The sequence below is a fragment of the Kitasatospora sp. NPDC048286 genome (genome assembly GCF_043201735.1).
In the GTDB taxonomy this organism is placed as follows: domain Bacteria; phylum Actinomycetota; class Actinomycetes; order Streptomycetales; family Streptomycetaceae; genus Kitasatospora.
The window spans coordinates 105192-131261 of the sequence record NZ_JBICZE010000007.1; the positions used below are offsets into that span (position 1 = coordinate 105192).

A 26070-nucleotide genomic window follows, 5' to 3' on the forward strand; every position below is an offset into this window, starting at 1 on the left:
CGCTTTATGTTTCGGAGACTGACATAAGCGCGGGTATGTTTCCGGAATTGACATAAGCGCGAACGGTGAACCGGACGGGCCGGCCGTACGTTGGGCGTATGGCACGCGCGCTGACGGCTCCCTCGTGGCTGACCGAGGGCCTGCGGCCCCGGGCCGCGCCGATCCCCCGGGCCGCGGTCGCCCGCGCCTCCGTCGCACTCGCCGTCCCGCTCGCGGTGGGCACCGCCACCGGGCGGCCCGCGTACGGCGCGCTGGTGTCGATGGGCGCGCTGTCCGGAGTCATCGGGGACACCGCCGACGCGTACCGGATGCGGGTGTTCAACATCGCCGTGCCCCAGCTCTTCGGCGCCCTCGGGATGCTGTGCGGCACCCTGGTGTTCGGCTCCGGCTGGGCGGCCGTCGCGACGGTGACCGTCGTCGCCCTGGTCTCCGGCATGATCTCCTCGATCGGCGCGGTCGCCTCCGTCTCCGGACTGCTCCTGCTGCTCAACGCCGTCGTCGGGGCCGGCCTGCCGCTGCCCTCGCCCTGGTGGCTGCCGCCCGCCCTGCTGCTGCTCGGCGGCCTGGTCGTGCTCGCCCTGACCCTGCTCGCCTGGCCGCTGCGCCTGGGCGTCCCCGAGCGGGTGGTGGTGGCCGACACCTACCGGGCGGTCGCCGACCTGCTGGCGGCCACCGGCACACCGGAGTACGACGGCCGCCGCCGCGAGCTCACCCGCTCGCTCAACCAGTCCTACGACCTGCTGCTCGCCCGCCGGGCCCGGCAGCACGGCCGCTCACCCACCCTGGTGCGGCTGCTCGCCCAGCTCAACGCGGTGATCCCGGTGGTCGAGGCGGCCCCGGCGGCCCAGCTGCGCCCGCCCGAGTTCGGCCCGCTGTCCGCCGGCTACCCGGCCGCCGTGCGCGCGCTGGCCGACGCCGTCGAGCAGGGCCGCACCGGCCCGCCCCCGCCGCTCGACCTGCCGGTCCCGGCCGGCCCCTCCACCCGCGCGCTGGTCGAGGCGGTCGGGCACGCCGCCGCCGTCGTGTACGAGGCCGCGCCCGACCCGTACGCCGACGAGGACCGGCTCGGCCGGCCCGCCCACCTGGCGGTCCGGGCCCGGCGCGCGGCCAGGGCACTGCTGCTGTCCGACACCTCCTGGCGGTACGGGCTGCGGCTGGCGCTGTGCATCGGGCTGGCGCAGGTGCTGGTCTCGGCGATCGCGGTGCCCCGCTCCTACTGGGTGGCGCTGACCGTGACCTTCGTGATGAAGCCCGACTTCGGCTCGGTGTTCTCCCGCGCGGTGCTGCGCGCGCTCGGCACCGCGGCCGGGCTGCTGATCGCCATCCCGGTGCTGGCCGAGGTGCCGCACGGCTGGTGGGACGTCCCGGTGATGGCGGCGCTGGCCGCGCTGATCCCCGCGCTGTCCGCCAAGGGGTACGCCTTCCAGACCGCGGCCATCACCCCGGTCATCCTGCTGCTCTCCGACCTGCTCAACCACCAGGGCTTCCACCTGGTGCTGCCCCGGCTCTACGACTCGCTGATCGGCTGCGGCATCGCGCTGCTGGTCGGCTACCTGCTGTGGCCGGAGTCCTGGCACACCCGGATCGGCGACCGCCTCGCCGACGCCGTCCAGGACACCGCCTCGTACGTGTCGCTGGCCCTCACCACCGCGCCCGGACAGGACGAACCGGCCCGCGCCCGCTACCGGCGGCGGCTCTACCGGGACCTGTCCACGGTGCGCAGCGAGTTCCAGCGGGCGCTCACCGAGCCGCCACCGGTCGGCCCCCGGGCGGAGGCGTGGTGGCCGGTGGTGATCGCGGTCGAGCGGATCGTGGACACCACCACGGCCACCCGGGTGCGGATCGAGCACGGCGCGCCGGTGCCGACCCCCGAGGACGTCGCCGCCGTCACCCGGGAGCTGACCGGCCTGGCCGAGGCGCTGCACACCGGGGCGCCGCTGCCGGCGGCGGAACCGGACGTGCTGTCGCCGGACTGCGCGCTGGCCCGGCTGCACCACGAGGTGCACGCGGCCCGCTCGGTGGCGGCGCCGGTGGCCTGAGCGGCGGCCGGTGCGGCCGCCGTCGGCCGAGGGCGCCGGCCGCCGGGCTCGGCCGCGGCATCGCCGGGCTCAGTCCTGGATCCGCCGCCAGGGCCGGTCCGCCTCCAGCGCGAAGGCCAGTTCCAGCAGCAGCCGCTCCTGCCCGTGCGCCGCCGACAGGTGCACCCCGACCGGCAGCCCACCGGGCGCGGAACCGGCCGGCAGCGCGATGCCCGGACCGCCGGTCACGTTGTTGACCGGGGTGAAGGCGACGTAGCGCATCAGCCGGTCCATCAGCTCGTCGAAGTCGACGTTCGGGCTCAGGTGCCCGATCGGCGGGGCGGTGTGGGCGAGCACCGGGGAGAGGATCACGTCGTGGCCGCGGAAGATCCCCGCGTACACGCCCTCGGCCCGGCGCAGCCGCCGCAGCACGCCGGGGGTCCGCGGGAACTCGGCCTGGAACCGGCGGCGCAGCCCGGTGGTCAGTCCGTCCAGCTTCCCGGCCCGGAAGCTCGGGTCGATCAGCAGCCGGCCGGTGGCCGCGATGGCCCAGGCGATGTAGCCCCAGTAGCTGACGAAGTCACGGGAGAACTCCTCACCGAAGGGCAGTTCGGTCGGCTCGACCAGATGGCCCATCGCCTCCAGCCGGGCGGCCGTCTCCTCGACCACCCGCCTGGTCGGCTCGTCGGTCTTGGCGATCGGCGAGTCCACCACCAGGCCGATCCGCAGCCGCCGTTCACCCGGCCCCTCGACCAGGCCGAGCGGGGGCAGCGCGGGGTTGGCGCGGTGCCGCTCGGCGGCGGCGAAGAAGGCGGCGGTGTCGCGCACCGAGCGGGTCAGCACGCCGTCGGTGACCAGGTCGATCGGCAGTTTGCCGCTCTGGGCGTTGGTGACCAGCCGGCCCCGGGTGGGCTTGAGCCCGACCAGTCCGCAGCAGGCCGCCGGGATGCGGATCGAGCCGCCGCCGTCGTTGGCGTGCGCGATCGGCACCACACCGGAGGCCACCAGGGCCGCCGAGCCGCCGGAGGAGGCGCCGGCCGAGTGCGAGGGCTTCCAGGGGTTGCGCACCGGCCGGGCGGCGGCGAACTCGGTGGAGGCGTTGAGGCCGAACTCGGGCAGCCTGGTCTTGCCGAGGACGGCGAGGCCGGTGGCGAGGAACTGGTCGGTGAAGCGCGCGTTGCGGCGGGCCGGTCGGGCGCGGTAGGCCGCGCTGCCCATCGCCGTCGGCAGGCCGCGCAGGTCCACGTTGTCCTTGAGGTACGTCGGCACGCCCCACAGCGGGCCGCCGATGCCCTCCCGGCTGATCCGCGGCCTGTCGTACGAGGCGTGGGCGACGGGCAGCAGCGCGCCGTCCACCCGGGCCGCCCGGTCGACGGCCGCGCGGACCAGCTCCCTCGGGTCGGCCTCGCCGGCCCGCACCAGTGCGGCGAGCGCCACCGCGTCGTGAGCGCCCAGGGCGTCGTCGGCGAACGCGTGGACCCGCTCGTCGGTCATCCGAACTCCCCACTCCTGCCGGGCGTCTCGCCGTCCGGCGATCGCACCGGCTGGTCGTTCCTGCCCGGTTCTACTGACCGGTAATCTCGCAAGGGCTTCGAGTGTAGGCGTGGCCGACAGCTCCCGCCGAGCCGGGGCGCCGTTCCGCGGATGAACGATTCGTCACATCGCCGAGGGCGCACGACCGTTCAACCCACGCCCCCGCGTTCACCCCGTCCGCCGGTCCACGATCGTTTCACCGCACGCCGCCGGGAAAGATCACGTTCACGATTCGTCCCGGTCCTCCCGCCCCAACCAAGGTGACGCCCGTGCCGACCCCCTTCTTCCCGACCACCCGGTTCACCGCGGCCCTGGCCCCCGGCGGCCTCCCCCTGCTCGGCCACGCCCCCGCCCTGCTCCACCGCCCGCACGAGTTCGTGGCCCGGCTGCCCGCCCACGGCGACCTCGTCCGGCTGCGGCTCGGCCCGCTCCGCGCGTACGTGGTCTGCCACCCCGAGCTGGTCCACCGGATGCTCGCCGACGACCACACCTTCGACAAGGGCGGGCCCCTCCTCGCCAAGGCCAGGGAGGTCGTCGGCAACGGCCTCGCCACCTGCCCCGCCGCCGTCCACCGGCGCCAGCGCCGGATGCTGCAGCCCGCCTTCCACCGTGAACGGCTGCCCGGCCACGCCGCCCTGATGGCCGAGGAGATCGCCGGCGCCACCGCCCGCTGGCACGACGGCGACGTGATCGACGTTCCCGCCGCGATGCACCGCCTCAGCACCGCCGTCACCGCCCGCTGCCTGTTCGCCGCGCACGAGCGGGCCGGCTCGCCACCGGTGCACCGGAGCATGGACGTCGTGACCCACGGCCTCGCCCGGCGGCTGCTGCTGCCGCTGCCCGACGCCGACCGCCTCCCCACCCCCGGCAACCGCCGCTTGCGCCGCGCCCGGCAGGACCTCCGGGAGACCACCCGGCGGCTGATCGCCGACCACCGCGCCACCGGCACCGACCGGCACGACCTGCTCTCCACGCTGCTCGCCGCCACCGACGAGGACGGCCTGGGCCTGTCCGACGCCGAGATCCACGAACAGGTGCTCAGCTTCCTGCTCGCCGGCGTGGAGACCACCGCCGCCACCCTGTCCTGGGCCTGGACGCTGCTCGCCGCCAACCCGGCCGTCCGCGGCCGGCTGCACGCCGAGCTGGACACCGTCCTGGACGGCCGTCCCGCCCGCCACGAGGACCTGCCCGCCCTGCCGCTCACAGCACGTATCGTCAGCGAGACCCTGCGGCTCTACCCGCCGCCGTGGATCCTCAGCCGCACCGCCACCACCGACGCGGAGCTCGGCGGCCACCGCATCCCGGCCGGCACCACCCTGCTGTTCAGCCCCTACCTGCTGCACCGCCGGGCCGACCTGTTCCCCCGCCCCCACCGCTTCGACCCCGACCGCTGGCTCACCACCGCCAGCCCCGCCCCCGGCACCTACACGCCGTTCGGCCTCGGCGCCCGCCGCTGCATCGGCGACGACTTCGGCACCACCGCGGCCGTCCTCGCCATCGCCACCATCGCCGCCCGCTGGAGCATCACCCCCGCCCCCGACCGGCCGGTCCGCCCCCGGCGCGGCTCCTCCCTCGCGCCCCGGCCCTTCACCGCACGGCTGACCCGCCGCATCCGCTGACCGGACGCCGACCGGCGTCCGGGGACGGGGCTTCGGTACTGTCCCGGCGTGGCCGGCCGTACGGGCGCCGGCCGGAACCAGGCCGCTCGACCGGGACACCACCACGCCATGAACGCTCGAACCCCACGGGGACTCCTGACCGGGGCGCTGCACGCCGTCCGGACGTACCCGCGCCGCTCACCGCTGACCTTCGGCTACGTCGTGCTGCTCCTGCTCGGGCACGTCTGGGTCGAGAGCGTGCTCGCCGCCGACCGGGCGGACGCGCTCCGCGACCACATCAGCACCAACCTCGACAACCTGCACGACCACCCGGTCACCGCCCTGTTCGGCAGTGCGCTGCTCTTCGACGGCACCCTCACCGAGGTCCTCTCCACCGGCTTCGGCAGCACCCTGATCACCCTGGGCCTGGGCGTCTGCTGCTGCCTCGCCTGGACCGAGCGCCGCCACGGCAGCCTGCGCGCCGCCGCCGTCTTCCTCGGCGGGCACATCGGCGCGACCCTGCTCACCGCCGCGGTGATCCTGCTCGCCCTGCGACACGGCTGGTACCCGCAGGACGTGCGGCAGGCCTCGGACTACGGCATCAGCTACGGCGCCCAGACCGTCCTCGCCCTCGCCACCCTCGCCGTACCCCGGTGGGCCCGGCTGCCCTGGGCCGCCTTCGTCCTCGCCTGGCCGCTCGCCGGCGGCGGCGGCGAATGGCCAGGCCCGCTCCCGGAGTTCACCACCGTCGGCCACCTCCTCGCCGCCGCCCTCGGCTTCACCCTGGCCGCCGCGGTGGCCCTCACCGCCTCCCGCCGCCGTCGCGCCGGGGCTCCGGGATCCGCCTGACGACACCCGCACGGGACCCGGGCGGGCGTCAGCCGGGCGGGCGTCCGCGGGGCAGCGGCGGGCGTCCGCGAGGTCGGCGTCAGCGGGGCGGGCGGCGGTCGGCGGCGATGGCGGCGAGCAGCCGCTCGATCTCCGCCAGCCGGCGCCGCAGGTCCTCGACGTCGCCGCGGGTGGCGTTCTGCTCGTCCGCCTTGAGCTCGACCAGCAGCTGCCCGTCCGGCTCCAGCCGGGCGCGGGCCACCTCGCCGAGGTCGTCGCCGTTCTGGATCCGGACGGCGTGCTCCAGCTCGGACGGGCGCAGCGCCAGGTCGTGCAGCGCTCCGGGCACCAGCCTGCCGTCCCGGACCACGGTGGTGGCCCTGCCCTCCAGGATGCGGGCGGCCCTCGGGTCGCGGGCGAGCCAGCGGGTGACGCCGGCGTTCACCGCGACCAGGGTGACCGCCCCGATCGCGCCGCCGAACAGGCTGTTGTCGTTGCCGATGATGGCGTTCTGCACCACGTTGGAGAGCAGGAAGACGACCACCATGTCGAAGGTGTTGAGCCCCGCCAGCCCGCGTTTCCCGGCGAGCCGGAACAGCACCAGGATCAACACGTAGACGGCGATCGTGCGGAGGACCTTCTCCACGATCGGAATCTGGACCGCCACCAGGTCGTGCCACACTGCCCCGCTCCTCCCGCCTCGGCTGTTGGGAACGGGGCAGAGGCTACGCCTCGGTCACCGCTTCGGCCTGCCACGCCGGGCCGCCGCGCCGCGCCCGCCGGCCTTGGCACCTCCGGCCTTCGTGCCCTTCGGTCCCCCGGCCCGCTGGCCGCCCGCCTTCTGGGCGCCCGTCTTCTGGCCGCCCGCCTTCTGGGCACCGGACTTCTGCCCACCGGCCTTCTGCTGCTGCGGCTTGCGCGGGGCCGCCGCCTTCCCGGGCCGGTCCTCGGGCGCCGCCTGCCCGGCCCCGCGGCCGCGCGAGCTGTTGACCGTACGGCCGCGGACGATCCCGATGAACTCCTCCACCAGGTCCGTCGTCCGCTCCTGCGGCCAGGACAGCGCCACCTGGGACTGCGGCGCCTCCACCACCGGCCGGTAGGTGAGGTCCCGGCGGTGGTGCAGCCGGGCCAGCGACTGCGGCACCAGGAGCACGCCGACGTTCGCCGCGACCAGCTCGATCGCGTCCTCCGTGCTGTCCGGTCGCGCGATGGCGGGGCGCCCGGGCAGGGTCTCGGCGGTGAAGCCGAGGGAGTCGTCGAGCGGGTGGAAGACCACCTCCTCGGCCAGGTCCGCCAGCGGGACCTCCTCGGCGGCGGCGAGCCAGTGGTCCTTGGGGAAGACCACGACGGTGGTCTCGGTGTAGAGCGGGATGGCGCTCAGCACGTCCTTGTCCACCGGCAGCCGGACCAGCCCGGCGTCCGCGCCGCCCTCGCGCAGGGTGCGCTCGGCATCGCCGAACGGGACCGCGAGGAGGTCCAGCGGCACGTCCGGGAGCCGCTCGCTCCAGACCCGGACCCATTTGCCGGGGGTCACGCCCGGGACGTACACGAGCCGGAAGGACGGGTTCACCTGCATGTCTGTCACAGGGCAAGGCTACCGACCGTGACCGGAAGCGCCCGCGCGCTCCCTTACCCTTGTCACCATGACATCGCTCAAGCAGAAGACCAGCCAGACCATGAAGCCGGCCACGGCGGCCAAGAAGCTGGGGATCTACCTCGACGCCGCGCCGACCGACTTCCAGGAGGGCGTGGTCTCCCGCGAGGAGCTGAACGCGCTGCAGGCCGAGCCGCCGCAGTGGCTCCAGGACCTGCGCAAGAACGGCCCGCACCCGCGCCCGGTGGTCGCCGCCAAGCTCGGCATCTCGATCTCCGGCCTGGCCCGCGGCGGCGTGACGGAGGCGCTGACCACCGAGCAGATCGAGGCCGTCAAGGCCGAGAACCCGCTCTGGCTCCAGCACGAGCGCGCCAACCAGGTGGACGTCCGCAAGGAGACCGCCCGGATCAAGGAGAAGCACGAGAAGGAGGCCTCCGCCCAGGCCGCCAAGGAGGGCAACGCCGCCCAGGCGCGCTGACCCGTCTCCCCTCGGTGCGGCCGTGGCGGAAGGGGTGGAACTCCCCTCCCGCCGCGGCGTATTGACCGGGCCGTCGATCGCTCCGAATAATCGGCGGGATCGGGCGCGGCGGTACGCCGCACCGCGGCAACCGCACCGGGGGAGCGACCAGTGATCGAGCAGCCTCAGGACACAGGGCGGACTCAGGACGCCGAACAGCACCAGCACGCAGGGCAGCCTCGGGACACCGGGCAGCCTCGGCACGCGGGGCACGCGGGGCTCGCCGCGCTCGCGGACGAGTTCTTCGCCGCCGAGAACACCCACAACCCGTTCGACGCGACCCTCAGCGGGGTCGAGGGCTACGCCCACCTGGTGCCCGACCCGTCCCGCGAGGCCGCGCACCGCCACCGCGGGACGCTGCGCGGCTTCGCCGACCGGCTGGCCGCGATCCCGCCGGACACGCTGGCCGGCGAGGACCGGATCACCCACCGGGTGCTCGCCCGGCTGATCGACAACGGCATCGGCCAGATCACCCACGGGCTGGCCGACTTCAGCGTCTCGGCGACCATCGTCGCCCCGCAGAACGAGGCCTTCTCCGCGCTCGCCATGACCTCGGTCGAGCAGGAGGGCGCCGAAGCCTACCTGGAGCGCCTCGCCGCCCTGCCCGGCTTCTTCGACGCCACGCTGCGCCGCACCCTGGACGCCGCCGCCGAGGGCCGCCGCCCGCCGCGCAGCGGGGTCGACGCCGCCGTCGCCCAGCTGGAGGCCCACCTGGCCACCGCCCCGGCCGAGGACCAGCTGCTGCGGCCGCTGGCCGGCCGCCGGGAGTCCGAGCGGGCCCTGGCCGTCGTGCGCGACGCCGTCCGCCCGGCGGTGGCCCGCTACCGGGCCGGGCTGGCCCAGCAGCTGGTACCGGTCGCCCGGCCGGACGACAAGCCCGGGGTCTGCCACGTGCCGGGCGGCGCCGAGGGCTACGCGGACGCCGTCGCCCGCTTCACCCGGCCGGGGCTCACCCCGCAGGAGGTGCACCGGATCGGCCTGGAGGCCGTGGCGGCGCTGCGCGAGGAGTTCGCCGAGCTGGGCGGCAAGGTCCTGGGCATCACCGAGCCCGCGGCCGTGCTGACCGCGCTGCGCGAGGACCGCTCGCTGCGCTTCGGCAGCGCGGCCGAGATCGTCGCCCTGGTGGACGGGGCGCTGGAGCGGGCCCGCCTCGCCTGCGCCGACTGGTTCCGCCCGTACCCGATCGCCGACTGCGTGACCAGGGAGATCGACCCGATCGAGGCGGAGAACGCGCCGCTGGCCTACTACCAGCCGCCGGGCCCGGGCGGGCTGCCCGGAACCCACTGGATCAACACCCTGCGCCCGGAGAGCCGGTTCAGCTACGAGTACGAGGCGCTCGCCTTCCACGAGAGCGTGCCCGGCCACCACCTCCAGCTCGCCGTCGCCCGGACCCTGCACCACCTGCCGCTGTTCCGGCGGAACCCGAGCGGCCAGCTGACCGCCCACGTCGAGGGCTGGGGCCTGTACACCGAGCGGCTCGCGGACGAGATGGGGCTGTACAGCTCGGAGCTGTCCCGGTTCGGCATGCTCTCGATGGACGCGCTGCGGGCGGTCCGGCTGGTGGTGGACACCGGGATGCACCACTACGGCTGGTCCCGGGAGCGGGCGATGGCCTACCTGCGGGCCAACACCGCGACCCCCGCGGCCAACGTCCGCAACGAGATCGACCGCTACATCGCCTGGCCGGGCCAGGCCACCGCCTACCTGATCGGCCGCCGGGAGATCGTGCGGCACCGCGAACGGGCCGAGGCCGCGCTCGGCGCCCGGTTCGACGTCCGGGAGTTCCACCACCAGCTGATCGGGCACGGCAGCCTGCCGCTGGGGGTGCTGGAGGAGCTGGTGACGGACTGGATCGCGGCGCAGTAGGCCGTACGTCCCGCCGCCCTGCCACCGCTGCGCGTCCGCCTCGGTGCCGTCCGCCGGACGGCACCGGGGGCTCCACGCCCGCCCCGGTGCCGTCCGGTCGTCGTCAGAACCGGACGGTCCGCAGGACCGAGCCACCGCCCTGGAGCCCGGCCAGGTAGAGGGTGTGCCCGTCCGCCCCGAGCTGGACCTGGACGACGGAGTCCAGGCCGAAGCCGGTGACGGTCTCGCCGGGGACGGCCGCGCCGGTCGCGGGGTCGTACGAGAGCAGCGCGGCCTGCGCGGTCTTCGCGCCGGTGAACACGCGGAGCCGGCGCGAGTCGGGGCTCGCCCCGAGCAGCTGGGGGCCGTTGTCGAAGGGCCCCAGGGAGAAGCCGGACCGGAAGGTGTTCGTCGCCGGGTCGAGGGTGTCGAGGGAGACGGTGCCCCATTCGCGGTAGCCGCTCGCGTAGACGGTGCGGCCGTCGGGGGCGGGCACGACCGCCTCGGCGGAGCCGAAGCCCGCCACCCGGTCGATGACCTGCGGGACGGCGCCCTCGACGTCCAGGTGGTACAGGTTGTCCGCGGTGCCGACCCAGGCGTCGGTGGCGTCGGGGCCGAGCACCACCTGGTTCACGGTGAAGCCGGTGAGCGTCACGCTGCCGGGGAAGGTCCGGGTGGCGGGGTCGTAGGCGAGGACGCGGCCGGCCCGACTGCCCATGCGCACGCCGTAGGGGCCGTACTGGGACAGCCAGAGCCGGGTGCCGTCCGGGCTGACGGTCACCTCGTTCAGCCCGCCCTTGGTCATCGCTCCGGGGCGGGGCTGGTCGGGCGTGGCGATCCGGGCGAGCAGCCCGCCGGTGACGGCGTCGAAGGTCAGCAGGTCCCAGTTGACGGTCACGTATACCCGGCTGCCGTCCGGGCTGACGGTCGGACGGCCGACCATGTCGAAGGAGGAGACGGTGAGCAGGTCGGTGCTCACCCCGGTCCGGAGGTCGAGACTGCGGACCACGCGGGCCCCGTGTCCCGGGTCGATGTCGTAACTGGCCACCACGAACGCGCGGCTGGCGTCCGGGCTGACGGCGAACGACTCGCCCTTCGCTCCCAACGCCACGGTGTCCGAGGCCACGGTGTCCGAGGCGACGCCCTGCCGGACCGTCACCGCCGGGCCGGCCGGCGCGGCCGCCACCGCCTCCGTCCCGGTCACCAGCAGCGCCCCCGCCGCCACCACCGCGCCAAGCCAACGCGCTTTCCGCACAAGCCCGTTCATGCTTCCCCTCCCGCCGGTCGGATCGCGGCTTCGCCGCGTCCGCGTCAGGCTACGACACGTTCGCGGGGCCCGCGTAGCGGTTCGGCCGGAGTCGGTCCCACTCCGGCCGAACACAGCCCCTTCACGACACCGCCAGAACCGGAATCGGCCACGGCGTCGGCGTCATGCGTCATGCGTCATGCGTCATGCGTCGGCGTGGGCCTCGGCGTCAGCCGGATTCGCCGCCGTCGCGGAAACGGTTCCGCGCGCCCGGCGAAGGCTTCCCGCGCCCGAACGCGGCGTCACCCCAACGGCCCTGCCGACACGGTAGGGTCCGCTGGCACGGCCACCGGCACGCCCGGCGACCGCCGCCCGCGCCCACCCCGTTGGAGGAACCCGTGCCGGCTCCCGCCCGCCGCGCCCTAGCCATGGCCGCCGCCGTCCTGTTCGCCGCCGCGGCCGCGGGCTGCTCGCCCGGCGGCGGCCACACCGCCGGGAGCGTCAGGTCCGACTCCGCGGCGGCCGCCCCGCCCGCCGCCTCGATCGTCACCGGCCCCGGCCCGAAGGACAGGTACGAGGTCCAGCCGCAGCCCGCGCCGGGCAGCTGCCACTACCGCCACACCGCGGACCAGCAGCCACTGCCGGACCCCGCCTGCACCCCGGGCGCGATCAGCCCGGCGGTCAGCCAGGACAACCTCAAGGACACGATCTGCAAGCCGGGCGGCTACACCTCGACCATCCGCCCGCCGGCGAACGTCACCGGCAAGGAGAAGGCCGAGAACGCCAAGTCCTACGCCTACACGGGGCCGCTGGCCGACGCCGAGTACGACCACCTGATCAGCCTCCAGCTCGGCGGCGACCCCAACGACCCGCGCAACCTGTGGGTCGAGCCGCCCTCCCCCGGCCACGTCCCCGGCAAGGGCCCGAACAACCCCAAGGACACGGTGGAGACCCACCTGCACACCGCGATCTGCAAGGGCCAGATCACCCTGGCCGCCGCCCAGCAGGCGATCGCCACCGACTGGACGACCGCCGAGGGCCGACTCGCCGTCGGCACCGGCTCCGCCCCGACCCCCGCGCCCGACGCCGACGGGGACTGACGGGGACTGACGGGCCGCCCCGGCTCAACTGCTGGGCACAGCATCACCGTTGCGACCACTCGGGTGACGGGACAGGTGAGCGCCGGCCCACCGCCGTGACACCCGCCCCACCGGTAACCTGACCGAACGCGTGAACGAGCGACATCAGGGGGCGGGCGCAGTGGCGAGGACGGGCGTCAAGGGGCTGGGCAGAGAGACGACGGATCTCAGGGCCGGAGCGGTGTTCGCCGTGCTGTCGGTGGTGCTCGACGGCTTCCTGCTGTCCAGGATCTGGCGCTGGGCCGGGGAACAGACACCCGGGGAGCACCACTCGGCGGTGCTGCAGACCTGGGGGCTCCTCGCGGGCATCGCGTTCACGGTGCTGCTCGGCGTGGCCGTCGCCGGTCAGCGGTCGACCCCGCAGCGCCGCTGGCGCTGCGCGATGCTCGGCCTCCTCCTCGGCCATCTGGCCCTGGCGGCCTTCCTGGCCCTCGTGGTCGCCCTGCTCCTGGGCGGCGCCATCGGCGGCATTCCCTAGCAAGTGATACCGGACCGCCCGGGCCCGTCGACCACCCGGCCGCCGCCCGCCGCCCGGCCACCGAGGGGTCCGGGAGACGGGCGGCGAAGGCGGGGGCCCGGCCGGTCAGGCCACCGGCGGGACGACCGGCAGGTTGCGCTTGTGCTCGGTGCGGCGGTAGTGGCCGAGGACGGTCCGGAAGACCTCCTCGCTGACCGGCAGGCCCTCCAGGAAGTCGTCCAGGGCGTCGTAGCTGACACCGAGGGCGTCCTCGTCGGGGCGGCCGGGGGCGAGGTTCTCCAGGTCGGCGGTCGGGACCTTCTTGACCAGCTCGGCCGGCGCGCCCAGTGCCTCGGCGATCGCCCGCACCTGGCGCTTGGTCAGGCCGGACAGCGGCATCACGTCGGCCGCGCCGTCGCCGAACTTGGTGAAGAAGCCGACGGCGGCCTCGGCGGCGTGGTCGGTGCCGACCACCAGCCCGCCCTTGGCGCCGGCCGCCGCGTACTGGACCACCATCCGCTGGCGGGCCTTGACGTTGCCGCCGACGAAGTCCTCGTGGCCGTGGTCGGTGTAGGTCAGTCCGGCGGCCTTGAGGGCGGCCAGCGCGCCGTCGGTGGCGGGCTTGACGTCGACGGTCAGCACCTCGTCGGCGCGGATGAAGCCGAGCGCGAGCTGGGCGTCCGCCTCGTCCGCCTGGACCCCGTACGGCAGTCGCATCGCGGTGAAGGTCACCTGGCGCCCCTCGGCCCGCAGCCGCTCGACGGCGAGCTGGCAGAGCCGCCCGGCGGTGGTGGAGTCGACGCCGCCACTGATCCCCAGCACCAGGCTGCGCGCGCCGGTGGTCCGCACCTGGTCGGCCAGGAACTCCACCCGCCGCTCGGCCTCCTCCGCGGGGTCCGGCACGGGCACGACCCCGAGGGCACGGGCGATCTCCCGCTGGACGTCGGCAGGCAGGGGCTCGGTCATTCCGACTCCTCGGGACGGTGGGTACGTGACGCGCTCACGAGGATACGACCCCCGGCGGCACGGCCGTCACGGGCGGGGGGTCTCCCCCGGCTCCGCCCGCCCCTCGGGTCCGTCGGGCTTGCGCAGCGAGACCGGCTGCCCCGGGCCCGGTCCCGGGTGCGCCAGGATGTCCAGCACCACCCGGCCGTCCACCGTCTCCTTGGCGACCAGCAGCGCCGCCAGCTCGTCCAGGTGGTGCCGGTGCTCGGTGAGCAGGTCGAGGGCCCGCCGCTCGGCCCGGCGCAGCAGGCCGGCCACCGCCTCGTCCACGGCGCGCTGGGTCTGCTCGGAGTACGGGCGGCGCAGCAGGTCCTCGGGGTTGTCGCCGAGGTAGTGCGGGGTGCCGCTGGAGTAGCCGACCGGGCCGAGCTCCGGGGAGAGGCCGAACTCGCGGACCATCCGGGTGGCGACCGAGGTGGCGTTGGCGAGGTCGTTGGCGGCGCCCGTGGAGCCCTCGCCGAAGACCACCAGCTCCGCCGCCCGGCCGCCGAGCTGGACGGTGAGCAGGTCGGTCAGGTAGCCCTCGCTGTACAGGTGCCGTTCGGCCTCGGGTAGCTGCTCGGTGGCGCCGAGGGCGACGCCGGCCGGGAGGATCGTCACCTTGGCGACCGGGTCGGCGCGCTCGCACAGCGCGGCCATCAGCGCGTGCCCGGACTCGTGCACCGCCACGGCGTGCCGTTCCTCGGGCAGCAGCGCGTTGGAGGACTCCCGGCGGCCGAGCAGCACCCGGTCTCGGGCTGCGTCGAGGTCGTCGGCGGTGAGGACGGACCGGTCGGCGCGCACGGCGTTGATGGCGGCCTCGTTGACCAGGTTGGCGAGGTCGGCGCCGGAGAAGCCGGGGGTGCCGCGGGCGAGCCGCCCGAGGTCGACGTCCGGGTCCAGGTTCTTGCCCCGGGCGTGCACGGCGAGGATGGCGGCCCGTTCGGCCTGGTTGGGCAGCGGGACGGTGACCTGCCGGTCGAAGCGGCCGGGGCGCAGCAGGGCCGGGTCGAGGGCGTCCGGGCGGTTGGTGGCGGCGATGACGACGATGCCGGTGCTCTGGTCGAAGCCGTCCATCTCGGCGAGCAGCTGGTTCAGGGTCTGCTCGCGCTCGTCGTTGCCGCCGAGCCGGGTGCCGCCCGCGCGGCGGCCGCCGACCGCGTCGATCTCGTCGATGAAGATGATCGACGGCGCGCGTTTGCGGGCGTCGTCGAAGAGGTCGCGGACCCGGGAGGCGCCGACGCCTACGAACATCTCCACGAAGCCGGAGCCGGTGACCGAGAGGAAGGGCACCGAGGCCTCCCCGGCGACAGCGCGGGCGAGCAGGGTCTTGCCGGTGCCGGGCGGCCCGACCATGATCACCCCGCGTGGCCCCTTGGCCCCGGCGGCGGCGTACCGCTCCGGGCTGCGCAGGAAGTCGACCACCTCGCTGACCTCCTGCTTCACCCCCTCGTAGCCGGCCACGTCGGCGAACCCGGTGTTCGGCCGCTCGGCCTCGATGATCTTCGCCCGGGACCGTCCGATGGCGCTCAGGCCGCCGCCCAGCGAGCGGGCGGCCATCCGGCCGGACCAGAGGAACAGCGCGCCGAAGACCAGCAGCGGCAGGAACAGCAGCAGAGTGGACCAGATCGAGCCGCCACTGCTGGTCCGGCTGCCGGTGACGGTCACCTGGTGGTCGGTGAGCGCGCTGCTGAGCTGGGAGGTGTCCAGGGCGGTGGGGATCTGGCTGGTGAAGTGGGTGCCGTCCTTGAGCGTGCCGCTCACCCCGCCGGTGTCGCTGACGTCCACGGTCTGCACCTGGCCGGCGTTGACCCGGCTCACGAAGTCGCTGTAGCCGTAGCGGGTGCCGGGCTTGCCGGGGTTGGAGAAGAGCACCAGCAGGAGCAGCGTCACCAGCACGGCTACGGGCAGCAGCCAGCGGCGCCACGAGGGCGGCGGGGGCTTGCCGGGGCCCCCTGGGCCGCCCGGGCCGCCGGGCCCCGGGCCCTGGTTCCGCCCCTGGCCCGGGCCCTGGCCGCGCGGCTGGTCCCAGCCCGGCCTCTGGCCCGGACCGGTGCCGGGGCCGGCGCCCGAGTCGGTGCCCGGGCCGGAATCGGGCCCCGGTGGAGTCGTGGGGTGACGGGCAGCGCGCAGCCGGATTCGTACGATCATCCACGCTCACCGCCTCTCGGGGCCGAACTCTCGGGAGGCCGAACAGCCTCCGCCCCTCCATGGTCGGACGGTCCGCGCCCGGACGGGAGACCGAACGGGGTGGTAACGGTCCACCCGGGGGAGAACGGCGCGTGCGGCACCCCGGGCCGACAGCCGCAGAGCGCGGGCGTCCGCCGGGCTCCGGCCCCCGGCTGCTCCGCCGGCCACGGTGTCGGCCACGCTCACGGCACATCCGGGCACGGGGAGTGGGCGATCGAGCGGCCTGCCAGGGCTGTTCGTGACCTAGAGTAGCCGCATGGTCGACGAGGAACTGCCCGCCATACGCACGACGCCCGAGGCCGCCATGGAACCCCGGGCCGGGGACAGCGACCGGGAGGCGGTGGCCGAGCAGCTGCGGGTCGCCGCCGGCGAAGGCCGCATCGACCTCGCGGAGTTGGAGGAGCGACTCGACCTGACCTACGCCGCGCGGACCTACCGCCAACTCGACGTCCTGGTGGCGGACCTCGGCGGGCGGGTCGGGCCCGGAGCGGAGTCCGCGGAGGAGGCCCTCGTGCTCCGGCCCCGGATGAACAACATGGTGCAGGCCGGCCGGTGGTCGGTGCCCCGCCGGATCGTCGCGGAGACCAGGATGTCGCTGCTCACGATCGACTTCACCGAAGCCGTCTGCCCCCACCGGGAGGTCACGGTGGAGGCGTCGACCGGCATGGGCCACGTGCGGCTGATCGTCCCACGCGGCTGGGGCGTACGGATCGATCCGTCGAGCACCAACACCGGGAACATCGTCAACAAGGCCGCCGAGTCGGCGGAGCCCGGCGCCCCGACGCTGGTCCTGATCGGCCACCCACGGTCGGGGCCGATCAGGATCAAGCAGCGCCGCCGGGACTGAGGGGCGGGGGCGGTCTGGCCTGGCCTGGCCTGGCCTCTGGCCGCGTCGGGCCTGCTCGGGTCAGGAGAAGTCGAGGCCGCCCGTCCGGGTCCGCTTGAGTTCGAAGAACTTCGGGTAGCCGGCCAGCAGCCGCACGCCCTCGAAGACCCGTACGGCGTCCTCGCCGCGCGGGATGGCGCTCAGCACCGGGCCGAAGAAGGCCACGCCGTCCACGTGGATGGTCGGCGTGCCGACCTCCTCGCCGACCGGGTCCATGCCCTCGTGGTGGCTCTTGCGCAGGGCCTCGTCGTGATCGGTGCTGTTCGCCGCCTCGGCCAGCTCCTCCGGCAGGCCCGCCGCCGCCAGCGCCTCCCGGATGACGGTGTCGTCGGCGGGCCGGTCCTGGTCGTGCAGCCGGGTGCCGAGCTCGGTGTACAACTCGCGCAGCACCTGCGGGCCGTACTGCTCGGCGGCGGCTATGCAGACGCGTACGGGGCCCCAGCCCGTGGTCATCAGGCGCTGGTAGCGCTCGGGCAGGTCGGTGCGGCCCTCGTTGAGGACGGACAGGCTCATCACCCGGAAGTTCAGGTCGAGTTCACGCTGCCGCTCGACCTCCAGGATCCACCGCGAGGTGATCCAGGCGAACGGGCATACGGGGTCGAAGTAGAAGTCGACCTTGACGGTGTCGCTGTCGGGCCTGTGGCCGTTGTCGAGGGGCTGGATGGCGTGGTGGGCAGGGTGCTGGTCGAGCACGCTGTTCGTCACATCGTTCGTCACGTCGTTCGTCACGTCGAAGAGGCTAGCGGCCGAATGGCCCACCCTCCAGGGCCAATCGACAGCTGCCGTGGTGGGCCACTCTCGCACCCGAGCTCACGCCCGACCGCCCCGCTCAGGCACACGTCGTCCCGTCCGCCGGCACCGTGCCGTCCAGCAGGTAGGCGTCCACGGTCTGCTTCAGGCACGCGTTGCCGGTGTTGTAGCCGCCGTGCCCCTCGCCCTGCAGGGTGACGCTGACGCCGACCCCCGCGCCGAGCTGCTGCGCCATCGCCCGGGCGCCCTCCACCGGGGTGGCCGGGTCTCCGGTGGTGCCGACCACCAGGATCGGGGCGGCGCCCGGCGCGGAGACCTCCGGATGGGCGGTCTTGCCGGGGACGGGCCAGCCGGTGCAGCCGCTCAGGCCCCAGGCGGTGTAGGTCCCGAACACCGGGGAGGCGGCGCGGAACTGCGGCAGCTGCTGCTGCACGTCCTGGTCCGAGTAGCGCTGCCGGGCGTCCACGCAGCTGATCGCCCGGTTCGCGGCGTTCAGGTTGTTGTAGTGCCCCTGCGGGTCGCGCCCGTTCAGCGCGTCGGCGAGCTGGAGCAGCGTGTCACCGGTCCCCTGTTCCATCGCCTCGGTGAGCCCGCCGGCCAGCGCGGGCCAGGTCGCCTGGCTGTACAGGCCACCCGCGATGCCGGTGACCGCCAGGCTCTCGGTGAGCTGCCGCCCCTGCTTGGTGGGCAGCGGCGACTGGTCCAGCCGCTTCAGCAGTGCGGCGACCTTCGCCGTCCCCTCGTCGCCGCCCGCGCCCGTCGGGCAGGCGGCACCGGCCTGGGCCGCGCAGGCCTTCATGAAGTCGCCGAGGGCGAGTTGGAAGCCCTGGGCCTGGCCGAGCGCGGCCTGCTGCGGGTCCTGGGTGGGGTCGACCACCGAGTCCAGCACCATCCGGCCGACCTGCTGCGGGAACAGGTGGGCGTAGACGCCGCCGAGCTGGGTGCCGTAGCTGAAGCCGAAGTAGGACAGCTTCTGGTCACCCAGTACCTGGCGCATCAGGTCCATGTCGCGTGCGGCGCTCTCGGTGTCCACGTACGGCAGCACCGCGCCGGAGTTGTGCTCGCAGGCGGCGACGAACCCGGCGTTGGTGTCGTCCAGGGCCTTCACCTCGCCGGGGGTTTCGGGGGTGCCGTCGGAGGCGGTGGCGGCGTCCATCGCCCGGTCGTCCAGGCAGGTCACCGTGGCGCTGGCACCGACTCCGCGCGGGTCGAAACTCACCAGGTCGTAGCGGGTGTTGAGGGAGGCGTAGGTCGCGGCGAGGGCGTGCAGGCCGACCACGCCGGAGGCGCCGGGGCCGCCGAAGTTGAACAGCAGCGAGCCGATCCGCTGCTGCTCGTCCTTGGCGGGGGTGCGGATCAGGGCGAGGTCGATCGTCGCGCCGTCCGGTTTGCCGTAGTCCAGTGGGACCTTGAGGGTGGCGCACTGCCAGTCGGCCGCGGGCGCGGTGCCGGCGCCCTGGGCGCTGGTGGGGGCGGCGCAGGCGTGCCAGTGCAGGCGCTGGGTGGCCAGGGCGGTGGCGACTTCGGAGGTGCCGGTGGCCGTCCCGGTGCCGGTGGCCGGCGAGGTCGGTGCGGGCTCGGCGGCGGAGGGTCTGTCGGCCTGGCAGCCGGTGGCGGCGGTGAGCAGCAGGGCGGTGAGGCCGAGCGCTCCGGCGCCGCGGACGACGGTGTGCATGGGGTGGGTCCACCTCTCGGTCGGCCGGGCGCCCCGGCGCGCGGTCACGGGCCTTTGGGCCTTTGGGCGTTTGGGCCTTGGGCCTTGGGCCTGCGGGTTTGCGGGCCTTTGGGCCTGCCGGACGCCCGTGCGCTCGGCGGGACGGCGTACGCCCGGCACTCGGTTCGTCGACGCACCGCAGACCCTAGGGGCTGGAGCCCGCCGGTACCGTGCGGAGGCTCACGGACGGGGGCGTGCGCCGAACCGGCTGCCACCGGCCGAACGGGTGAGGGGCCGGTCTGCGCGGCCCGGCTGCGGGGCGCCTGCCTCCCCCTGCCCGGTCTCCGCCCTGCCGATCGGCAGGGTGGAGACCGGGGGTTACGCCTCGGGAACCTCCCGATCGGCACATGTGCGACGGACCGGCAGCACGCAAGGATGACGGGCATCGGGGCCCCGCCGGTGGGGCCCGGGAAGGAGCCCTGCCGTGACCGCCCTGTTCCTGTCGCTCTCCCTGTCCGCCGCCTTCTGCGTCCGCCTCCGCTTCGCCCTCGGCGCAGGCCTCGGCGCAGGCCTCGGCTCCGCAGGCTTCGACTCCGCAGGCTTCGGGGGTCGCCGACGCGCCCCCTCAGCGCAGCGCCATGCCCGGGGTTCCCCGCACCGCGTACGCCGGCAGGCGCAGCCCCCCGAGGGCCGCGCGGGGCAGGCTCAGCCCGAAGCGCCGTTCGACGGCGCCGAGGGCACGTCGCCGGGCGGCGCCGCCGGCCTCCCGCCCGGGGTCACAGGAGGTCACGCCGTCGGCCTCCAGGACTCTGGCGGCGACGAGGTCCGGCACCAGCAGGTCCGGCTCCTGGCCCCAGCGCCAACGCTCCTCGCCGAGGCCGAAGCCGCACAGCACGGCGCCGTCCCGGGCGTAGTCGAGCAGGGCCGGCCGCTGCTCCGGCATCGGGCGGAAGTGCACCACCTCGGCTCCGTCACGCGCTATCTCGGTGATCAGCTCACCGCCGGTGGAGTCGCCGTACTCGATCGCGAACGACCAGCCTGCGCAGCTGCCGACGCGGATCACGCCGTCGCCGTCGTCACCGGGGCGGTAGACCTCGATGTCCAGGTCCCGGATCTCGGCGTCGCTGATCGGCTCGGTCGCGGTGGCCGGGTCGGCGCCCATCCGGCGGGCGAGCTCCTCGGGCGTGATCCCCCGGGCGAAGACGACGCCGCCGAGTTCACCGTCCGTGTCGGCGCCGCCCGTCGGGCATCGCCCGGTGCCGGGCCCGCCGATCTCCGCGAGCCACTGGATGCCGTCGCCGTCCTGCCCAGCTCCCCCGTGCGTGCCGTCGGTCATGCCGCCCTCCCCTCGCGCACGGCCTGCGGTGACCGGGCGCGCCGGTGGGCACCCTAACCGACCCGGCCGACAGCCGGACTCCGATCACCGGATCACTGCTGGAACCAGCCGTACGCGGGCCGACAACCACCGCCGATCGATCGGAAGGAGACTGACCCGAAGCCGAACTCGCCCGGCCCGAGCCGCCGTTCACCCGGACACGGCCGGCGCCTCCTGTCCCACCGCTTCGAACAGCATCTTCGCGGCGACCATCGCCCCGTCGGTGCGGATGCCGCCGGCCACGGCCTCCGCCCGTGCCCTGGTCTCCGGCGCCAGGGCCCTGGTGAGCGCGGCGGAGAGCGAGTCGACGGTCGGCGTGCGGTCGAGGTGCGCCACACCGATGCCCAACTCGGCCACCCGGGCGGCCCAGTAGGGCTGGTCAGCGATCCGGGGGACGACCACCTGGGGCACCCCCGCCACGGCCGCGGTCGTCGTGGTGCCCGCACCGCCGTGGTGGACGACGGCGGCCACCCGGCGGAACAGGGCCTGCTGGTTCACCTCGCCGACGACGTGGCAGTCCTCCCGGCCGTCGATCGGGGCGAGCCCGGCCCAGCCCCGGGCGAGGAGCAACCGGCGGCCATGCGCGCGGGCCGCTTCGACGGCCACCCGCGCGATGCCCTCCGGAGCGTACGCGGCCATGCTGCCGAAGCCGACGTACACGGGCGGTTCACCGGCGTCCAGGAACGCCTCCAGGTCGGTCGGGAGCGGGCGGTCGTCGGGCAGGATCCACGCCCCGGTCGGCACCACGTCGAGTTCCGTCATGCCCTCGGACGGGCACAGCACCGGGTCCGCCGCCAGCCATGGCCGCTCGGTGAAGACGTGGTCGCGGACGTTCTCCACCGGCGGCAGTCCGATCGCCGCCCGGTGGCTGTTGAGCGCCTCCCCGTACAGCGCGTTCACCCGCTGGGCGTCCTGCTCCCACAGCTTCCGGTAGTCGGTCTCGTCCTCCGGGGACGGCGTTCCCGGCCGCTGCCCGGGCCGGAAGTGCCGCGAGGGCAGCCCGAAGATGTGGAAGCAGGCCAGCACGTAGTGGAGGCCCAGCTTCTCCGCGACGTCCCGCGCCCCGGCCGGCATCAGCCCGGTCGCCAGCAGCACGTCACAGCCCTCGGCAGCGGCGGTCAGCGTCTCGAACCGCGCGGCGACCAGCTCACGGGCCAGCCGGAACGCGTCCTCCGCCGTCGGCGGCTTCGGACCGGCGACCACCGACCGCACCGTCGGGCCGAGCGGCACCAACGGCACCCCGGCCCGCGCCAGCACCGCCACGAACTCCTCGTCCGGCGGCGCACACACCCGCACCTCCGCACCGAGCCCCCGCAGCGCCGCCGCCAGCCCGGCCAGCGGCTCGACATCCCCGCGCGATCCCCACGTCGTCATCAACACACGCATTTCACGACTCCCGTTCCCGCAGGTCATGGCCTTACGAACGGGATTCTGCGACAGATCGGGGGCCTTGCCGCAAGCCCCGGGTCACGCTATAGCTTGATAGTGGCAAGGGGATTGACTCTCCTTGCCCCTTCCTTTGGCCGCGTGGTCCCGCCCGCTCTCCCGAACCGGCCATCCCGTAGCAATCCCGCCGGACCCCCAGCGCAGACTGCCGGCCGTCCCCAGCGGCCCCCGCTGCCCTCGCCAACCCGCGGGACCCGAGCAGCCGCCATGCATCAGCCAGGGACGCGCTCCACCACCCGGCCGCACCAACCACCCACCAGCACGGCGCACAGACCCGCCACCACCACAACGCCCGCCGGCAGAAGCGCGCCCCGGGCCAGGCCCCGCACAACGCCGGCCAGGCGCTCACCGCGCTGTCGGCGGTGACCGCCGGCGCCGACCCTGCGGCCGGCGAAGAGTCGCGGGGGGTGGTCACCGTCGGCCGCCGCGCGGACCTCCCCGTCGCCCGCTCAGCACGCCGGACACCGACGGGCACGCGGCTGCTGCCCGGGCACTGGACCGCGCGGGCGAGGCGCCGCCGAACGAGCTGAGTCCAAACCAACTGCTGCTGCAAGTCCTGCTGGAGGGCGACCAGGCCACCGAGACAGCACGCCCGCGACGACCTGACCCCACACCCTGTTGCCGGCCGTCCTGGTCGCCCTCGCCGCACTCGCTGTCCAGGCGCACGGTTGGGGGCTCGGCGTAGCCCCCGGCTACCTCCCGGTCACCATGATCGGTACGGGCCTACAAGCGGACGGGCCGACAGGCGGCCGGGCACGAGACCCGCCCGGCTCCTCGCTCCTCCGCGCGCGCCTGTCAGCCCGTGAACCGGCCGTCCCGCGCCACCACCCGGCCCGCGCGGACCACCAGTTCGCGCGTCGGCAGGTCGACCACCACCTGCGGCAGGCACTCGCCCGTCACCAGCATGAAGTCGGCGGGCGAGCCCGGCTTCAGGGTGGCGGCCGGCAGGTCCAGCAGTTCGGCGCCGCCGTCGGCCGCCAGGGCGAAGCAGTCGGCCAGCTGCTCGTCGGTGCGGGCGTCGGTGGTCCAGCCGAGCAGGTGGGCGCGGTGCAGGAGGTCGGCATTGCCGTACGGGCTCCACGAGTCGCGCACGCCGTCCGAGCCGAGGCCGACCCGCACCCCGTGCGCCCGCAGCTCGCGGAACGGCAGCACCTGGTGGGCGGAGGGCGCCACGGTGGTGAGGCCGACTCCGGACTCGGCCAGCTCGGCGGCGAGGTCGGCGAGCGGCGCGCCGGTCAGTTCGGGGACGCAGAAGGCGTGGCTGACGACCACCCGTCCGGCCAGTCCGGCCGCCCTGGTCCGCGCGGCGATCTCGCGCAGCGGGCCGAGGCCGCGCTCGCCCCGGTCGTGCAGGTGGATGTCCAGACGCAGTCCGTGCTGTTCGGCGAGTCCGAACAGCAGCTCCAGCTGGGCGGGTCCCTCGCCGTCGGAGCCCTCGGCCGGGACGCCGTCGAAGCCCGCCGGGTCGATCCCGCCGATGGCGTCGATCAGGCCGCTCGCCGCCGCCTCGGCGAGCAGCGCGCCCGCGCCGGGCATCCGCCGGACGCCGTGCTGGGGGAAGGCCACCAGCTGGACGTCCAGCACTCCGCCCAGCCGTTCGCGCGCCTCGGCGAGGCCGGTCACCCCGGCCAGTCCGTACGCGGGCGCCACGTCCACGTGGGCCCGCACGGCGCGGGTGCCGCGCGTCACGGCGTGGCTGAGCAGCCGGTGGGCGCGGTCGGCGACGGGGGTGCGCTGGTGCCGGTGGAGGTCGACGTCGCCCTGCACGTACTCGGGCAGCGAGCCGGCCGGGCGGCGGCTGTACCAGGGCTCGCCCCAGGCGGTCTTGTCGGGGTGGATGTGGGCGTCCACCAGGGTGGGCAGCGCGATCCGGCCGCCGCCCTCGACCACCTCCGGCACCGCCCCGTCCGGCAGTCGCTCGGCCAGCTGACCGTCCACGGCGATCAGGTCGACGGCCCGGTCGGCGCCGTACGGGCGGACGTTCCGGAAGAGGGTGACGGAGGGCCTGGTCATGGGCTGCTCGCTCTCGTTCCTGGTCCCGGGGTGGTCGGTGTACGTGTCCGTGGACGGAATGTGCTCACCAGGCAAAACGTCCCACCTTTCCTTCAACAGTCTGTTTATCATCTCCGGGTTCCCGTCCCCCGTCCGGAGTCGCTCACGCATGCCCACACCACCGCCCGCCGACACGCCGCGACCGCATCCGCTGCACGCCCTGCGGGCCGCCGTCTTCGCCATCGGCGCCCTGCTCCTGCTGGTCGGGGTGGGCGTACTGCTCGACCAACCACTGCTGATCCCGTCACTGGCCGCCAGCGCCGCGCTGGTGCACGGCGCGCCCGGGCTGCCGATCTCGCAGCCGCGCAACCTGATCGGCGGTCAGCTGATGTCGGCCCTGATCGGCTTCGCCACCCTGGCCGTCACGGGCAGCACCACCTGGGGCGCGGCCGTCGCCGCCGGGCTCTCGCTGGGCGCGATGATGCTCACCCACCTCTCGCACTCCCCGGCCGTGGCCACCGCCGTGATCGTCGTCCTGCAGGCGCCGCACCCCGTGCCCTTCCTCCCGTTGCTCGTGCTGGCCACCGGACTGCTGGTGCTCATCGGCCTGCTGCCCTGCCGGATCGGCGGGCACCCGGTCCGTTACCCGGTGTCCTGGTGACGGCCACGCGGCGATGACGGCCACGCGGCCGCGACCGGCCGCACGGTCACGACCGGCCTCGCGCCGGTACCTGACCTCCACTCTCCTGCCGAACGCCGACGGCCGGGTCATCCGATCGGATGACCCGGCCGTCATCCGTTCCGCCCGACCGGGGCCACCGCCCCGCCGACGCCGCCGAGCGCCCGCGACGGCAGGCTGGGACCGTCGCGCAGTCCGCCACCCCGCCGAGGAGCCCCGCCATGACCGCCCGCCCGCTCTCCCCCGCCGACCAGGCCCTGCTGGAGGCCGCCGACCGCGGCGACGTCGACGCCGTCCGTACGGCCCTGACCGCGGGCGCGGCCCTCGAGGCCCGCGACGTCCAGGGCCGTACGCCGCTGCTGCGGGCCGCCCTCGCCCACGGCGCCGATCCGCTTCTCCCCGACGCCGACGGCGTCACCGCCCGTGCCCACGCCGAGCGCCGCGGCGCTGCGCACGGCGGAGACCGCCCTCAACGACGGCACGGGCACTACCGACTGAAGCCCACCCCGCCCCGAGGGGCCGGGATCAGCGCTCGGCCAAGGCCTGATCCCCCTGCTCGGCCAGCGACTTGATGCCGTCGAGGGTGGCCGCCATGCCGGTGCGCAGCTCGTTCAACCGGAAGTCGACGATCTTCTCCTCCAGCTCCGGCGTGGCGTCGATGAACAGGCTGGGGCCGCTGCGGCCCGGACCGATCACCACCGACTGGCGCAGCCGGGTGCCGCCGTCCTCGGGGGTCAGCTCGAAGCGCCACCGGGCCAGCGCCCCGAGGAGGTCGGACACCGGCTCGCCGTAGCGGCCGTCCGCGTCCATCACGCCCCAGGCGAAGACGCGCCGGTCGCCCGGCCCGGCCGGTGCCGTCGCCCCGGTCGGCTCGGTGATCTCGGTCAGCTCGGTGATCTCGGTCAGCTCGGTGATCTCGGTCAGCTCGGTGATCTCGGAGACCGTCCGCCAGTCGGGCATGCCCGCACGGCTGTTGTGCCCCTCGAAGCGGGCGCCCACCGCGGGGCCGTCCGCGCCGTCCAGCCAGGCGACCCGCTGGAGCTCCGGACTGAGCCGGGCGGGCAGGCCGATGTCCGTCACCAGGTCCCACACCCGCTCCACCGGCGCCGCGACGAACACCTCGCACTGCGTACCCGGACCTTCGGCGTACCGCATTCCCGTCCCCCTCTGCCTTCCTACGTCACCGCTCTTGCGCATCGATGCGGGTCGACACCCGCCCGCGACCCCGCCTCGGCGTCCGGACGCCGGCGAGGACAGCGGGCGGGTTGCCGCCCTGGGCCCTGCTTCGATGATCGATCCGGCGGAACACCCAAGTCAATCCGCCGATTTACTGGGACGC

General features: G+C 74.8%; 22 protein-coding genes. 9 read left to right on the forward strand and 13 right to left on the reverse strand.

Features of this window, described 5'->3' with window-relative positions:
• The first annotated feature begins 98 nt into the window (after window positions 1–98).
• The gene (locus ACGF13_RS18705) at window positions 99–2039 is read left to right on the forward strand and encodes an FUSC family protein (protein WP_392876055.1); all 1941 of its coding nucleotides are present in this window, start codon (window positions 99–101) and stop codon (window positions 2037–2039) included.
• A 69-nt stretch (window positions 2040–2108) separates the two neighbouring features.
• Here the strand turns inward: ACGF13_RS18705 and ACGF13_RS18710 are convergent, their stop codons facing one another.
• Window positions 2109–3512: an amidase gene (locus tag ACGF13_RS18710; protein WP_392876058.1), complete on the reverse strand. Its 1404-nt coding sequence runs from the start codon at window positions 3510–3512 to the stop codon at window positions 2109–2111.
• Window positions 3513–3820: 308 nt separating this feature from the next.
• Between ACGF13_RS18710 and ACGF13_RS18715 the strand changes: the two genes are divergently transcribed.
• Together ACGF13_RS18715 and ACGF13_RS18720 are read left to right on the forward strand one after the other, a co-directional pair.
• Window positions 3821–5170, forward strand: a complete 1350-nt coding sequence (locus tag ACGF13_RS18715; RefSeq protein WP_392876061.1) for a cytochrome P450 — start codon at window positions 3821–3823, stop codon at window positions 5168–5170.
• 108 nt (window positions 5171–5278) lie between these two features.
• On the forward strand, window positions 5279–5998 hold the full coding sequence (locus tag ACGF13_RS18720) for a rhomboid-like protein (protein WP_392876063.1): 720 nt from the start codon (window positions 5279–5281) through the stop codon (window positions 5996–5998).
• Between the two features lie 79 nt (window positions 5999–6077).
• On the opposite strand, the gene ACGF13_RS18725 is transcribed toward ACGF13_RS18720, so the two are convergent.
• Together ACGF13_RS18725 and ACGF13_RS18730 are read right to left on the reverse strand one after the other, a co-directional pair.
• Window positions 6078–6659: a DUF421 domain-containing protein gene (locus ACGF13_RS18725; RefSeq protein WP_392876066.1), complete on the reverse strand. Its 582-nt coding sequence runs from the start codon at window positions 6657–6659 to the stop codon at window positions 6078–6080.
• A gap of 54 nt (window positions 6660–6713) precedes the next feature.
• Window positions 6714–7553, reverse strand: a complete 840-nt coding sequence (locus ACGF13_RS18730) for a LysR family substrate-binding domain-containing protein (RefSeq protein ID WP_392876820.1) — start codon at window positions 7551–7553, stop codon at window positions 6714–6716.
• A 67-nt stretch (window positions 7554–7620) separates the two neighbouring features.
• Here ACGF13_RS18730 and ACGF13_RS18735 point away from each other — a divergent pair, with 67 nt between their 5' ends.
• Both ACGF13_RS18735 and ACGF13_RS18740 read left to right on the forward strand, forming a co-directional pair.
• On the forward strand, window positions 7621–8049 hold the full coding sequence (locus ACGF13_RS18735) for a DUF5997 family protein (protein ID WP_392876069.1): 429 nt from the start codon (window positions 7621–7623) through the stop codon (window positions 8047–8049).
• A gap of 150 nt (window positions 8050–8199) precedes the next feature.
• The gene (locus ACGF13_RS18740) at window positions 8200–9954 is read left to right on the forward strand and encodes a DUF885 domain-containing protein (protein WP_392876072.1); all 1755 of its coding nucleotides are present in this window, start codon (window positions 8200–8202) and stop codon (window positions 9952–9954) included.
• Window positions 9955–10057: 103 nt separating this feature from the next.
• Here the strand turns inward: ACGF13_RS18740 and ACGF13_RS18745 are convergent, their stop codons facing one another.
• Window positions 10058–11200 carry a YncE family protein gene (locus tag ACGF13_RS18745; protein WP_392876075.1) on the reverse strand — a complete coding sequence of 381 codons (1143 nt, stop codon included), beginning with the start codon at window positions 11198–11200 and terminating at the stop codon, window positions 10058–10060.
• A 407-nt stretch (window positions 11201–11607) separates the two neighbouring features.
• Here ACGF13_RS18745 and ACGF13_RS18750 point away from each other — a divergent pair, with 407 nt between their 5' ends.
• Together ACGF13_RS18750 and ACGF13_RS18755 are read left to right on the forward strand one after the other, a co-directional pair.
• Window positions 11608–12279, forward strand: a complete 672-nt coding sequence (locus ACGF13_RS18750) for a hypothetical protein (protein ID WP_392876823.1) — start codon at window positions 11608–11610, stop codon at window positions 12277–12279.
• Window positions 12280–12409: 130 nt separating this feature from the next.
• Window positions 12410–12796 (forward strand): hypothetical protein, encoded by a 387-nt coding sequence (locus ACGF13_RS18755; protein WP_392876077.1) that lies wholly within the window; start codon window positions 12410–12412, stop codon window positions 12794–12796.
• 105 nt (window positions 12797–12901) lie between these two features.
• Here ACGF13_RS18755 and nadE read toward each other — a convergent pair whose 3' ends face one another.
• Both nadE and ftsH read right to left on the reverse strand, forming a co-directional pair.
• Complete coding sequence (gene nadE, locus ACGF13_RS18760; RefSeq protein ID WP_392876080.1) at window positions 12902–13741, reverse strand: ammonia-dependent NAD(+) synthetase; 840 nt, start codon at window positions 13739–13741, stop codon at window positions 12902–12904.
• A gap of 66 nt (window positions 13742–13807) precedes the next feature.
• A complete protein-coding gene (gene ftsH / locus ACGF13_RS18765) occupies window positions 13808–15910 on the reverse strand; it encodes an ATP-dependent zinc metalloprotease FtsH (RefSeq protein WP_392876083.1) in 2103 nt (700 codons plus the stop codon).
• Between the two features lie 295 nt (window positions 15911–16205).
• Between ftsH and ACGF13_RS18770 the strand changes: the two genes are divergently transcribed.
• Complete coding sequence (locus ACGF13_RS18770) at window positions 16206–16796, forward strand: DUF1707 domain-containing protein (protein ID WP_392876086.1); 591 nt, start codon at window positions 16206–16208, stop codon at window positions 16794–16796.
• A gap of 60 nt (window positions 16797–16856) precedes the next feature.
• On the opposite strand, the gene ACGF13_RS18775 is transcribed toward ACGF13_RS18770, so the two are convergent.
• From ACGF13_RS18775 to ACGF13_RS18795, 5 genes are all read right to left on the reverse strand, one after another.
• The gene (locus ACGF13_RS18775) at window positions 16857–17498 is read right to left on the reverse strand and encodes a DsbA family protein (RefSeq protein WP_392876826.1); all 642 of its coding nucleotides are present in this window, start codon (window positions 17496–17498) and stop codon (window positions 16857–16859) included.
• Between the two features lie 166 nt (window positions 17499–17664).
• Window positions 17665–19260, reverse strand: coding sequence for an alpha/beta hydrolase (locus tag ACGF13_RS18780; RefSeq protein WP_392876088.1), 1596 nt, complete (start codon window positions 19258–19260; stop codon window positions 17665–17667).
• A 604-nt stretch (window positions 19261–19864) separates the two neighbouring features.
• A complete protein-coding gene (locus tag ACGF13_RS18785) occupies window positions 19865–20575 on the reverse strand; it encodes a DUF6461 domain-containing protein (protein ID WP_392876091.1) in 711 nt (236 codons plus the stop codon).
• Between the two features lie 189 nt (window positions 20576–20764).
• Window positions 20765–22000 carry a glycosyltransferase gene (locus ACGF13_RS18790; RefSeq protein ID WP_392876094.1) on the reverse strand — a complete coding sequence of 412 codons (1236 nt, stop codon included), beginning with the start codon at window positions 21998–22000 and terminating at the stop codon, window positions 20765–20767.
• A gap of 855 nt (window positions 22001–22855) precedes the next feature.
• On the reverse strand, window positions 22856–24073 hold the full coding sequence (locus ACGF13_RS18795; protein ID WP_392876097.1) for an amidohydrolase: 1218 nt from the start codon (window positions 24071–24073) through the stop codon (window positions 22856–22858).
• Window positions 24074–24221: 148 nt separating this feature from the next.
• Here ACGF13_RS18795 and ACGF13_RS18800 point away from each other — a divergent pair, with 148 nt between their 5' ends.
• Entirely contained in the window at window positions 24222–24713 is a 492-nt protein-coding gene (locus tag ACGF13_RS18800) for an HPP family protein (RefSeq protein ID WP_392876100.1), read from the forward strand.
• A gap of 131 nt (window positions 24714–24844) precedes the next feature.
• On the opposite strand, the gene ACGF13_RS18805 is transcribed toward ACGF13_RS18800, so the two are convergent.
• Both ACGF13_RS18805 and ACGF13_RS18810 read right to left on the reverse strand, forming a co-directional pair.
• A complete protein-coding gene (locus ACGF13_RS18805; RefSeq protein ID WP_392876103.1) occupies window positions 24845–25213 on the reverse strand; it encodes a hypothetical protein in 369 nt (122 codons plus the stop codon).
• A gap of 43 nt (window positions 25214–25256) precedes the next feature.
• Window positions 25257–25886, reverse strand: coding sequence for an SRPBCC family protein (locus ACGF13_RS18810; RefSeq protein ID WP_392876106.1), 630 nt, complete (start codon window positions 25884–25886; stop codon window positions 25257–25259).
• Window positions 25887–26070: the final 184 nt, after the last annotated feature.

Excerpts from the sequence above, each read along its gene's own strand:
- ACGF13_RS18705 (WP_392876055.1), top strand. The coding sequence starts at position 99 with ATGGCACGCGCGCTGACGGCTCCCTCGTGGCTGACCGAGGGCCTGCGG.
- ACGF13_RS18710 (WP_392876058.1), bottom strand. The coding sequence starts at position 3,512 with ATGACCGACGAGCGGGTCCACGCGTTCGCCGACGACGCCCTGGGCGCT.
- ACGF13_RS18720 (WP_392876063.1), top strand. The coding sequence starts at position 5,279 with ATGAACGCTCGAACCCCACGGGGACTCCTGACCGGGGCGCTGCACGCC.
- ACGF13_RS18730 (WP_392876820.1), bottom strand. The coding sequence starts at position 7,553 with ATGCAGGTGAACCCGTCCTTCCGGCTCGTGTACGTCCCGGGCGTGACC.
- ACGF13_RS18735 (WP_392876069.1), top strand. The coding sequence starts at position 7,621 with ATGACATCGCTCAAGCAGAAGACCAGCCAGACCATGAAGCCGGCCACG.
- ACGF13_RS18745 (WP_392876075.1), bottom strand. The coding sequence starts at position 11,200 with ATGAACGGGCTTGTGCGGAAAGCGCGTTGGCTTGGCGCGGTGGTGGCG.
- ACGF13_RS18750 (WP_392876823.1), top strand. The coding sequence starts at position 11,608 with ATGGCCGCCGCCGTCCTGTTCGCCGCCGCGGCCGCGGGCTGCTCGCCC.
- nadE (WP_392876080.1), bottom strand. The coding sequence starts at position 13,741 with ATGACCGAGCCCCTGCCTGCCGACGTCCAGCGGGAGATCGCCCGTGCC.
- ftsH (WP_392876083.1), bottom strand. The coding sequence starts at position 15,910 with ATGATCGTACGAATCCGGCTGCGCGCTGCCCGTCACCCCACGACTCCA.
- ACGF13_RS18770 (WP_392876086.1), top strand. The coding sequence starts at position 16,206 with ATGGTCGACGAGGAACTGCCCGCCATACGCACGACGCCCGAGGCCGCC.
- ACGF13_RS18780 (WP_392876088.1), bottom strand. The coding sequence starts at position 19,260 with ATGCACACCGTCGTCCGCGGCGCCGGAGCGCTCGGCCTCACCGCCCTG.
- ACGF13_RS18785 (WP_392876091.1), bottom strand. The coding sequence starts at position 20,575 with ATGACCGACGGCACGCACGGGGGAGCTGGGCAGGACGGCGACGGCATC.
- ACGF13_RS18790 (WP_392876094.1), bottom strand. The coding sequence starts at position 22,000 with ATGCGTGTGTTGATGACGACGTGGGGATCGCGCGGGGATGTCGAGCCG.
- ACGF13_RS18795 (WP_392876097.1), bottom strand. The coding sequence starts at position 24,073 with ATGACCAGGCCCTCCGTCACCCTCTTCCGGAACGTCCGCCCGTACGGC.
- ACGF13_RS18800 (WP_392876100.1), top strand. The coding sequence starts at position 24,222 with ATGCCCACACCACCGCCCGCCGACACGCCGCGACCGCATCCGCTGCAC.
- ACGF13_RS18810 (WP_392876106.1), bottom strand. The coding sequence starts at position 25,886 with ATGCGGTACGCCGAAGGTCCGGGTACGCAGTGCGAGGTGTTCGTCGCG.